The organism is Nocardioides montaniterrae, assembly GCF_054782655.1.
Genome location: NZ_BAAGSB010000015.1, coordinates 41745 through 51911, shown reverse-complemented (window position 1 = coordinate 51911; position 10167 = coordinate 41745). Strand labels below are relative to the sequence as shown.

Below are 10167 nucleotides of genomic sequence, written 5' to 3'. Positions count from 1 at the left end.
CCGCAGCCGACACTTCGAAACCAAGACAGCCAGCGGCGTCAGATACGCGCGTGAGTCAGACCGCGACCAGGCCCACCAAGCCAATCACTGATACGCCGCTCGCTGGCGCTCGCGGCTACTCAACCAACGACGAGGCACTGCTCAACCAACGACGAGGCGCTGCTCGACCAACGAACGAGGCGGCTACTCGACCGACGAAGCGGTCGTCGGCTTGTGGAGCAGCTGGATCACCAGCAGCACACCGACCACGCACGCGTCGATGCTGATGACGGCGACGGCGAGCGAGGTCAGGCCCGAGGCGAGCAGGGCGGCGAAGCCGATGAGGACGGCGACGCCGGCCGCGACGACGTACTTGGTCGTCCAGCCGCGCTTGGCGAGGCCGCCGTACACGAGCAGCTGCAGGATCGAGAGCAGGCCGCCGATGAGGGCGAACATCCAGAGACGGTCGGTGACGCCCGAGTAGCGGTCGCCGCCCGCGAACTGGATCGCGATGTCCTTGAGCAGCCAGGCGGCGGCGACGCAGAACGCGCCGAGTCCGCCGAGGAACGCCAGGCCGCGCAGGATCGCCTGCCGGCTCTGGGAGTCGTCGGACATCGACGGGAACAGGATGACCACGGCGAACTGCGGCAGGAACAGCACGGCCTTGGTCACGATCGCGCCGGCGGCGTACAGGCCGGCGTCGTGGTGAGGGAGGACCACGCGGGCGACGATGACGTCGATGTTGGCCAGCCCGGTGAACGCCAGCAGCGCCAGCGAGCTGGAGATCGTCTCGCGGCGTACGTCGCGGCGCACCTCGCGGTCGTGCGCGGTGTGCGGCTCCTCGCTGTGCCGGCCACGCAGCGCGATGGTGCCGATCAGCACCGGGAGGCAGGCGCCCAGGAGCACGCCGAGCATGCCGCTGGCCTCGGTGTGACGGACCGCGAGGAACGCCACGCCCAGCACGACCCGGGGTACGCCGACCGCCAGGTAGATCAGCGACAGCGGCAGCCAGCGACGCTCGCCCTGCAGCACGCCCGCCTGGCCGCCCATCACGGTGGTCGGCACCACGACGAGCGCGAGGATGATCGCGGGGATGATGCTGGTCAGGTCCAGGACGTCGGCGATCAGCGGCGAGCAGGCCAGCGCGAAGACGCCGAGCAGGCCGGCCGCCCGCCAGGTCGTGGTCAGGATGCTCTGCTCGATGGCCGCGACGTCCTCGGGCTCGTGCACGATCCGGCGCGCGGCGGTGGCCTGGAGGCCGAGCTGCACGACGGAGAGAACCATCAGGAGTGCCATCAGGGACGCGATCGCGCCGTACTGCTCGGTGCCGAGCATGCGGGCGGAGATCATCTGGAAGGCGTACGTCCCGATGTTCATCACGGCCATGGCGATGGCGATGCCCGCGCTGCTGCGCAGGATGCTCAGGACCCTCGTCACGCCGGTGAGCCTAATAGGGTGGCGGGCGTTGACCCGCACGAGGGAGCCGGGATGCAGCAGATGTGTGCGCCCGAGGGCCGCCGGCCCGCTCTCGTCAGGTGCTCGGCGTGCGGTCGGCCGCGAAGATCGCCGTTCCCGGGGTCAGCCGTCCGCGGGTGCGCGACCAGCCGCCCCACAGCCGGTCGTTGTCCTCGGGCCACTGCGGCTCGAGCAGCGCGACGATCCGGAAGTCCGCACCGGCCAGCAGGGACACCCAGTCGCCCAGGGTCCGGTGGTGCTCGACGTACGACGTCGCGCCGGTGGCGTCGTCGACCTCGACGTACGGCGTGCGGTCCCAGTAGGACTGCGAGGCGACCAGCCCCTCCTCGGTCGGGTCGTCGGGGAACATCCAGCGCGTCGGGTGGGTGATGGAGAACGCGAACCGGCCGCCGGGCCGCAGCACGCGCGCGGCCTCGCCGATCGCGGCGCCGATGTCCTTGACGAACTGCAGCGCCCCGAAGGCGCAGAAGACGACGTCGAGGGAGCCGTCGGCGAAGGGGAGCGCGGTCGCGGTGCCGCGGACGCTCGGCACGACGATCCCGCTGTCCTCGTCGATGCGTCGCGAGTGCTGCAGCTGGCGGTGCGAGAGATCCAGGCCGTACGCCGTCGCGCCGATCGAGCGCAGCCAGCGCGAGCACTGCCCGGCCCCCGAGCCGACCTCGAGCACCCGCTTGCCGGCCAGGTCCGCGGGCGGGCCCAGGACGCCCAGCTCGGCCTCCGTCAGGCCCTCGGGACCCCACAGGAAGCCGACGTCGCCGAGGTACTCGCCATGGGTCGCCTGGTACTCGTCGGCGTACCTGTCCCAGTCGGCGCCGTTGGCGCGCCGGGACTCCTCCTCGTCGGCCTCACGACGATGGGCGGTCACCGGCGGATGCGGCCATTCCTGCACGCCTGGAGTTTAGGGCTGGAGCCGGGCCCGATGACGGGGGTGGCGCCGGTTGGACCGGCGTACCTCTGCGCGCGTAGTCTTGACCCTTGTGTCTGCGCCCGCAGGCACGCAGCAACCTACTTCTGTCCCCAAGGATCTATCCCTACTCATGACGAGCACCCTCTCGACTCCCCTCAGCTACCTCGACGACGCGCCCCAGGTCGCGCTCAACGACATCGGCTCCGAGGCAGACTTCCTCGCGGCGATCGACGCCACCATCAAGTACTTCAACGACGGCGACATCGTCGAGGGCACCATCGTCAAGGTGGACCGCGACGAGGTCCTCCTCGACATCGGCTACAAGACCGAGGGCGTCATCCCCTCGCGTGAGCTGTCCATCAAGCACGACGTCGACCCGACCGAGGTCGTTTCCGTGGGCGACAAGGTCGAGGCCCTCGTTCTCCAGAAGGAGGACAAGGAAGGCCGTCTGATCCTGTCCAAGAAGCGTGCGCAGTACGAGCGCGCCTGGGGCACGATCGAGAAGGTCAAGGAGGAGGACGGCGTCGTCGAGGGCACCGTCATCGAGGTCGTCAAGGGCGGCCTGATCATCGACATCGGCCTGCGCGGCTTCCTGCCCGCCTCGCTCGTCGAGATGCGTCGCGTCCGCGACCTGCAGCCCTACGTCGGTCAGACCCTCGAGGCCAAGATCATCGAGCTCGACAAGAACCGCAACAACGTGGTCCTGTCGCGCCGTGCCTGGCTCGAGCAGACCCAGTCCGAGGTTCGCCACGGCTTCCTGACCCAGCTCCAGAAGGGCCAGATCCGCAAGGGTGTCGTCTCCTCGATCGTCAACTTCGGTGCGTTCGTGGACCTCGGCGGCGTCGACGGTCTCGTCCACGTCTCCGAGCTGTCCTGGAAGCACATCGACCACCCGTCCGAGGTCGTCACCGTCGGTGACGAGGTCACCGTCGAGGTCCTCGACGTGGACATGGACCGCGAGCGTGTCTCCCTGTCGCTGAAGGCGACGCAGGAGGACCCGTGGCAGCACTTCGCCCGGACGCACCAGATCGGTCAGATCGTGCCCGGCAAGGTCACCAAGCTCGTCCCGTTCGGTGCGTTCGTGCGCGTCGAGGAGGGCATCGAGGGCCTGGTCCACATCTCCGAGCTGGCCGAGCGCCACGTCGAGATCCCCGAGCAGGTCGTCCAGGTCAACGACGACGTCATGGTCAAGATCATCGACATCGACCTCGAGCGTCGCCGGATCTCGCTGTCCCTCAAGCAGGCCAACGAGACCGCGACCGCGGCGGACGTCGAGGAGTTCGACCCGACGCTCTACGGCATGCCGGCCACGTACGACGAGGCGGGCAACTACATCTACCCCGAGGGCTTCGACCCGGAGACGGGCGAGTGGCTCGAGGGCTTCGACGACCAGCGCGGGGTCTGGGAGGACCAGTACGCCAAGGCGCACGCCCGCTGGGAGGCCCACGTCAAGCAGCAGGCCGAGGCCAAGGTTGCCGACGCGGAGGCCGGCGAGGCTTCGTCGTACTCCTCCGAGACCGAGACCGACGGCGGCTCGCTCGCCTCGGACGAGGCCCTGCAGGCGCTTCGCGAGAAGCTCACCGGCGGCCAGGCCTGATCGCCTGATCCACCACAGCAGCACGAAGGCCCGCTCCCCTCGGGGAGCGGGCCTTCCGCTTTTTTCGGGTCGAGGTCGACGGGCTCAGCGCCAGGCCGACGGGGGAGTGAACATGCTGTCGGCCGCGTGGCTGGCCGGCGGCCGGGTGCCGCGGTCGAGGCGGACCGCGAGGACGGTGCGAAGGATGCCGGCGAGGACCACGGCGAGGAGGAGCGCGAAGAAGATCATGGCAGCAAGTCTGCTCCTGTCGGGATCCTGCCACGAGTGGCAGAGATGCCGGTCTCCATTGATTTCCTGCCATCGTGGTGGCAGGGTGGCGGGATGCTGAGCAACGTGGCCGTGCTGGCCTTCGAGGGTGTCGCCCCGTTCGAGCTGGGCGTGCTCTGCGAGGCGTTCGGACTGGACCGCACGGAGCACGGCGTGCCCAAGCTCGACTTCGCGGTCTGCTCGCACAGCCGCGAGCCGATGCGGACCTCGATGGGCTTCTCCATCCAGGTCGACGCCGACCTCGGCCGGGTGGCCGAGGCCGATCTGGTCTGTGTCCCGGCGATGCCGCGCGGCGGCGTACCTCCCGAGCCGGTGATCAACGCCCTGCGTGAGGCGGCCGCGCGCGGGGCGCGGCTGCTGTCGGTCTGCAGCGGTGCGTTCACGCTCGGGGCGGCAGGCCTGCTGGATGGTCGTGAGTGCACCACGCACTGGATGTACACCGAGGAGCTGCAGCGACGCTTCCCGCTCGCGCGCGTCGTCCCGGAGGTCCTCTACGTCGACACCGGCCAGGTCGTCACCAGCGCCGGCACCGCCGCCGGCCTGGACGCCTGCCTGCACATCTGGCGCCAGGAGCACGGTTCGGCGGTGGCGAGCATGATCGCCCGGCGGGCCGTCGTACCTCCGCATCGTGACGGTGGTCAGGCGCAGTACATCGCACGGGCCGTGCCGGACTGCGAGGCCGACACGCTGGGACCGTTGCTGAGCTGGATCATGGAGAACCTGGGCGAGAACCACAGCGTCGAGGCGCTGGCCAAGCGGGCCCTGATGAGCCCGCGAACCTTCGCGCGGAGGTTCCGCGACGAGACCGGGACCACGCCGCACACCTGGGTGACCCGGCAGCGCGTGGCGGCGGCCGAGGAGCTGCTCGAGCGCTCGGACGCCAGCATCGACCGGATCGCCGACAGCGTCGGCTTCGGAACGGCGGCGGTGCTGCGCCACCACTTCACCCGGGTCCGGGGCGTCAGCCCGCAGGCCTACCGGCGCCAGTTCGCCTGTTGAGTTGCTGTCCCTCGCGCATCGTCGTTGACCCTGACAACCTGGTGAGACCTGGACCATTCCAGGACGTCGCGTGCGAAGTAGGACGTCTGGACTAGACGACTCCGAACGTTCGCCGGATGTGGCCCGGGGACGCCGGTTGCGAGCCTGGAACCATGAATCTGGGGAGAGGCCTGGCGGCGCCTTTGGTGTCCGTCGTGCTGGCAGGAACGATGTTCGCGGGGATCAGTGCGGTGGCCCATGCCGCCGACGGCACCCCGACGGCGACGGCGACCGACACCGCGACCGCCACGGACGCTCCGAGCGACACCCCGACCGACACCGCGACACCGAGCCCGACCGACACGGCCACCCCGACCGACACCGGAACGCCCAGCCCGACGGACACACCGACGCCGACGCCCACGGACACGCCGACGCCCACGGACACACCGACGCCGACGCCGACCGACGTCGCGATCACGACGTGGTGGGCGGTGCGCCTGCGTACCTTCTCCGGCGGCCGGACCTACTACCTCGCCCGACCGTTCTGCGCTCCGCTCGCGTCGAAGGAGTGCGCCGACTTCCTCAAGAAGCCGCGTTCGATGGTGATCTACGCGCACCCGGCCAACTGGCCCGAGGACGCCACCACCGCGACGAACCTCCTGGCCTGGCTGCGCGGCCAGGCCAAGGACACGATCTTCGCGTTCGCGGTGAGCGCCGGCAGCACCAAGTACTTCGACGGCGGCTTCTGCTGCACCGCTCAGCCGGTCGACGAGACCAAGTACCTGGCCAGCATCGTCGACGACACCGCCTCCATGGTGGGAGTCGACCGGGGGAGGGTCGGCCTGATCGGCATCTCGAACGGCGGCATGCTCGCCGAGCGCGGTGCCTGTGAGCGGCCGGACCTCTTCCCTGTCGCCGCCTCGCTGTCGGGCAGCTTCGCGGGCAGGTGCGACGTCGGGACGACGCAGGTGCGCCAGTGGAGCGGGTCCGACGACACCGTGATGCCGCTCAACGGCGGCTGGGTCTACGTCGTCGGTGCGTGGCGCCAGGTGCCACCGGCCGCCACCCTGGGGCAGCGGATGCTCGCGGGGTCCCAGTTCGAGCTCGACGTGCTGCCCAAGCAGACCCACTTCCTGCCGATCAGCGTGCTCGGCGACGCGACGCGATGGGTGGTCGCGACCTTGGCCGCCAGATGAGGTTCAGAGCGTGAGGCTGACGCCGGTCAGCCGCTCGCTGAGCTCCCACAGGTCGCGCCCGAGCTGCTCGTCGGCGGCGTACCGGCTCAGCCGTGCCTCGCCGATCCGGCCGCGCGTCTGGCGGAACTGCACCGGACCGGTGTAGCTGCCGGGTGCGCCGGCGGTGGCGGCGTACAGCGTCGGGTTGGCGCCCTTGGCGGCCGACTGGAAGAGCACCGGCATGAAGTACGGCGCCGCCGCGCGGACCACGCGGTTGGCGCCCATGCCGTTCGGGTCGGCGACGAGCCCGGTCGCCGAGATGCCCGGGTGGGCGGCGGTCGAGGTGATCGGCGACCCGGCGTCGGTGGCGCGGCGGTGCAGCTCGCGGGCGAAGAGCAGGTTGGCCAGCTTGCTGTTGCCGTAGTAGGGCTCGGGCTTGTAACGCTCGGCCGGATTCGCCTCCAGCACCTTGTCGGTGCCGCCGAAGTGGGCGATCGAGGCGACCGTGACGACCCGCGGTGCGGATGCGGCGAGGAGCGCCGGCAGCAGGCGCGCGGTGAGCGCGAAGTGGCCGAGGTGGTTGGTCCCGAACATCAGCTCGTGGCCGTCCTCGGTGGTGCGGTAGGCCGGCGGGTTCATCACGCCGGCGTTGTTGACCAGCAGGTCCAGCGGGCCGGCCCAGCGCTCGGCGAAGTCGATGACCGAGGCCTGCGAGGCCAGGTCGAGCCGCTCGACCCGCACGTGGCCGTCCATCCGTCCTGCGGCCTCGCGACCCGCGTCGAGGTTGCGGCAGGCGATGACGACCTCGGCGCCATGCGCGGCGAGCTCGCGGGCGGTGTGGAATCCGATGCCGGAGTTGCCACCCGTCACGACGGCGACCTTCCCGGTCAGGTCGGGGAGCTGGGCAGGGGTCCAGGAACGGGTCACGCGCAGGAGGCTACAGCTCGGTGCGGCGCACCTTGCCGGTGAGCGTCCGCGGGAGCTCGTCGCGGAACGTCCAGGTCTTCGGCCGCTTGGGCGGCGCGAGGTGCGCGCGGGCGTACGCCGACAGCTCGGCCTCGGTCGCCGTACCGACGACGGTGGCGCACACACGCTGGCCCCACTGCTCGTCGTCGCCCGCGTGCACGGCGACGTCGCTCACGCCGGGACAGCCACCGAGGACCTGCTCGACCTCGGTCGGGTAGACGTTCACGCCGCCGGTGATGATGAGGTCGTCGCGGCGGCCGTCGAGGTAGAGGTAGCCGTCCTCGTCCAGCCGGCCCGCGTCACCGACGGTGAACGCGTCGCCGCGCCAGGCCGCAGCGGTCTTCTCCGGCTCGCCCCAGTAGGTGAACCGGGCGTACGACGGCACGGTGCACCAGATCTGCCCGTCGGCGTCGACCGACAGGGACCGTCCGGGCCGGGCGCGGCCGACGGTCCCGGGACGCTCCAGCCACTCCTCGCTGCGGCAGGCCGTGAACTGGCCCTCGGTCGAGCCGTAGAACTCCCAGGTGCTGCCCGCGGGGAAGCGCTCGATCAGCCGGCGCTTCACGTCGGTGGGGCACGGGGCTCCGGCATGGGCGACCAGCCGGAAGCTGCTCAGGTCCGGCCAGCCCTGCTCGTCCCAGTGGACGAAGAGGCGCTGCAGGTGGGTCGGCACGCAGAACATCGTGGTCGGCCGGTGCTGCGCGATGGCCGCCGTGATCAGGGCCGGCTCGAACGGGCCCGGGATGACGACCCGCCCGCCCGCGAGCGCCGTACCGAGGGCGAAGCGCAGCGGTGCCGAGTGGTAGAGCGGGGACAGGACCAGGTTGACGTCGTCGTCACGGAAGCCCCACAGGTCGCGCTCCTCGTCGACCAGCGCCTGCGCCTCGGAGGCGGGGAGCAGACCGGACCACACGCCCTTGGGGGTGCCCGTGGTGCCCGACGTGCAGTGCATCGGGCGGAGGAGCGGGAGGCCAGGGTCGGGGAGCGCGTCGGCGAGCGCACCGACCTCGTGGTCCTCGGTGAGGACCAGCTGCGGGTCCAGCGGCGTGAGGATCCGTTCGCGCTCGAAGGGCGTGAGCCGTGGGTCCAGCGGGATCGGCGCGATGCCGGCGGTGAGCAGACGGTGGACCACGTCGAGGTACGCCGGCGAGCCGGCCACCAGCAGCGCGACACGGTCGCCGGGCTGCAGGGAGGTCACGGCTCCATCATCCTCGGTAGGGTCGCGGCCGTGACGCAACGGGTAGGACTCACGGGTGGCATCGCCTCAGGCAAGAGCACGGTCTCGGCGATGTTCGCCGACCTGGGGGCGGTCGTCGTCGACGCCGACCTCATCGCGCGCGAGGTCGTCGCCAAGGGGACGCCGGGACTGGCCGAGATCGTCGAGGCGTTCGGCGCCGGGGTGCTGACCGCCGAGGGCGAGCTCGACCGGCCCAAGCTCGGTGCGATCGTGTTCGCCGACGAGGCCGCGCGTGAGCGGCTCAACGCGATCACCCACCCGCGGGTCGGGGCTCGCACCGCCGAGCTCGAGCAGGCCGGCCACGCCGCCGGCCGGCTGGTGGTCAACGACATCCCGCTGCTGGTCGAGGTGGGCTACGCGCCCTTCTTCGACGAGGTCGTCGTCGTCGACGTGCCCACCGAGGTCCAGGTCGAGCGGGCCATCGCGCGGGGGATGGACGAGGCCGACGTACGCGCTCGGATGGCGGCCCAGGCCACGCGTGAGCAGCGGCTGGCGGTGGCGACGTACGTCATCGAGAACACCGGGACGCGCGAAGACCTCCGCCAGCGGGTGGCGGAGGTCTTCGGAGAGCTCACGGCGAAGGGGACGGACGCCTGAGCTCGTGCTCGCCGTTGCTCAGGCGGCGAGGTCGGGGTCGCCGAGGCGGCGGAGCTTCTGCAGCGCCTCGCGCTCGAGCTGGCGGACGCGCTCGGCGGAGATGCCGTGCTTGCGGCCGATGTCGGCGAGCTTGTGCTGGCGGCCGTCGGTGAGGCCGTAGCGCTCGCGGATGATGTCGGCGGCCCGCGGGTCGAGCTTGTCGACGAGCAGGTTGAGCCGGTCGCGGGCGTCGGCGTCGATGACGGTGAGGTCGGGGCCCGGGGAGGTCTCCTGCGCGAGGAGGTCGCCGAGCGAGGTGTCGCCGCTCTCGTCGAGCGGGGAGTCCAGGCTGACGTGCTCGCGGCCCCAGGTCATCAGGTCGATGACCCGGTCGACCTCCATGCCGAGCTCGAGGGCGATCTCCTCCGGCTCGGGGGCGCGGCCGAGCTGGCGCTCGAGGGTGCGGCGCGCGGAGCCGACCTGGTTGAGCTCCTCGACGACGTGGACGGGGAGGCGTACGACGCGGGCCTGCTGGGCGATGCCGCGGGTGATGGCCTGGCGGACCCACCAGGTGGCGTACGTCGAGAACTTGTAGCCCTTGGCGTAGTCGAACTTCTCCACGGCGCGGATGAGGCCGGTGTTGCCCTCCTGGATCAGGTCGAGCATCGGCATCTGCGCGCGGCCGTACTTGCGAGCGATGGAGACGACCAGCCGCAGGTTGGCGTTGATGAACTCGGTGGTGGCGCGCTCGCCCTCCTCGACGATCCACTCCAGCTCGTCCTTGGACGGCGCCCCCTTCGGCGCGCCCTTGCGGCGGCCGTAGCGACCCTCCGCGAGCAGGCTGGCGGCGTACAGCCCGGCCTCGACGGTCTTGGCGAGCTCGACCTCTCGGGCGGCGTCGAGCAGAGGGGTGCGGGCGATCTCGTCGAGGTAGAGCCCGACGCTGTCGCGTCCTTCGATCTCGCGAGTCCTGATGCTGGTCATGACGCCCTCCGTTCGCTGTCCC

The 10167-nt window shown here is 70.9% G+C and carries 10 protein-coding genes; 4 read left to right on the top strand and 6 right to left on the bottom strand.

Features of this window, described 5'->3' with window-relative positions; genetic code table 11:
- Positions 1-183: 183 nt before the first annotated feature.
- Complete coding sequence (locus ACYVJ3_RS15775) at positions 184-1416, bottom strand: lipopolysaccharide biosynthesis protein (protein WP_460854030.1); 1233 nt, start codon at positions 1414-1416, stop codon at positions 184-186.
- A gap of 94 nt (positions 1417-1510) precedes the next feature.
- On the bottom strand, positions 1511-2344 hold the full coding sequence (locus ACYVJ3_RS15770; RefSeq protein ID WP_460854029.1) for a class I SAM-dependent methyltransferase: 834 nt from the start codon (positions 2342-2344) through the stop codon (positions 1511-1513).
- A 148-nt stretch (positions 2345-2492) separates the two neighbouring features.
- Between ACYVJ3_RS15770 and rpsA the strand changes: the two genes are divergently transcribed.
- Complete coding sequence (rpsA, locus tag ACYVJ3_RS15765; protein ID WP_460854028.1) at positions 2493-3959, top strand: 30S ribosomal protein S1; 1467 nt, start codon at positions 2493-2495, stop codon at positions 3957-3959.
- A gap of 84 nt (positions 3960-4043) precedes the next feature.
- Here the strand turns inward: rpsA and ACYVJ3_RS15760 are convergent, their stop codons facing one another.
- Positions 4044-4187 (bottom strand): hypothetical protein, encoded by a 144-nt coding sequence (locus tag ACYVJ3_RS15760; RefSeq protein ID WP_460854027.1) that lies wholly within the window; start codon positions 4185-4187, stop codon positions 4044-4046.
- A gap of 93 nt (positions 4188-4280) precedes the next feature.
- Here ACYVJ3_RS15760 and ACYVJ3_RS15755 point away from each other — a divergent pair, with 93 nt between their 5' ends.
- Entirely contained in the window at positions 4281-5225 is a 945-nt protein-coding gene (locus tag ACYVJ3_RS15755) for a helix-turn-helix domain-containing protein (protein WP_460854026.1), read from the top strand.
- 152 nt (positions 5226-5377) lie between these two features.
- Positions 5378-6403 carry an alpha/beta hydrolase family protein gene (locus ACYVJ3_RS15750; RefSeq protein ID WP_460854025.1) on the top strand — a complete coding sequence of 342 codons (1026 nt, stop codon included), beginning with the start codon at positions 5378-5380 and terminating at the stop codon, positions 6401-6403.
- 3 nt (positions 6404-6406) lie between these two features.
- Here the strand turns inward: ACYVJ3_RS15750 and ACYVJ3_RS15745 are convergent, their stop codons facing one another.
- Both ACYVJ3_RS15745 and ACYVJ3_RS15740 read right to left on the bottom strand, forming a co-directional pair.
- On the bottom strand, positions 6407-7309 hold the full coding sequence (locus ACYVJ3_RS15745; protein WP_460854023.1) for an oxidoreductase: 903 nt from the start codon (positions 7307-7309) through the stop codon (positions 6407-6409).
- A 10-nt stretch (positions 7310-7319) separates the two neighbouring features.
- Entirely contained in the window at positions 7320-8546 is a 1227-nt protein-coding gene (locus tag ACYVJ3_RS15740; RefSeq protein ID WP_460854022.1) for a class I adenylate-forming enzyme family protein, read from the bottom strand.
- Positions 8547-8576: 30 nt separating this feature from the next.
- Between ACYVJ3_RS15740 and coaE the strand changes: the two genes are divergently transcribed.
- On the top strand, positions 8577-9182 hold the full coding sequence (gene coaE, locus ACYVJ3_RS15735; RefSeq protein WP_460854021.1) for a dephospho-CoA kinase: 606 nt from the start codon (positions 8577-8579) through the stop codon (positions 9180-9182).
- Between the two features lie 18 nt (positions 9183-9200).
- Here the strand turns inward: coaE and ACYVJ3_RS15730 are convergent, their stop codons facing one another.
- On the bottom strand, positions 9201-10145 hold the full coding sequence (locus tag ACYVJ3_RS15730) for a sigma-70 family RNA polymerase sigma factor (protein WP_460854020.1): 945 nt from the start codon (positions 10143-10145) through the stop codon (positions 9201-9203).
- Positions 10146-10167 lie beyond the last annotated feature (22 nt).

Coding starts and splice junctions, on each gene's coding strand:
- rpsA (WP_460854028.1), top strand. CDS start 2,493: ATGACGAGCACCCTCTCGACTCCCCTCAGCTACCTCGACGACGCGCCC.
- ACYVJ3_RS15760 (WP_460854027.1), bottom strand. CDS start 4,187: ATGATCTTCTTCGCGCTCCTCCTCGCCGTGGTCCTCGCCGGCATCCTT.
- ACYVJ3_RS15755 (WP_460854026.1), top strand. CDS start 4,281: ATGCTGAGCAACGTGGCCGTGCTGGCCTTCGAGGGTGTCGCCCCGTTC.
- ACYVJ3_RS15750 (WP_460854025.1), top strand. CDS start 5,378: ATGAATCTGGGGAGAGGCCTGGCGGCGCCTTTGGTGTCCGTCGTGCTG.
- ACYVJ3_RS15730 (WP_460854020.1), bottom strand. CDS start 10,145: ATGACCAGCATCAGGACTCGCGAGATCGAAGGACGCGACAGCGTCGGG.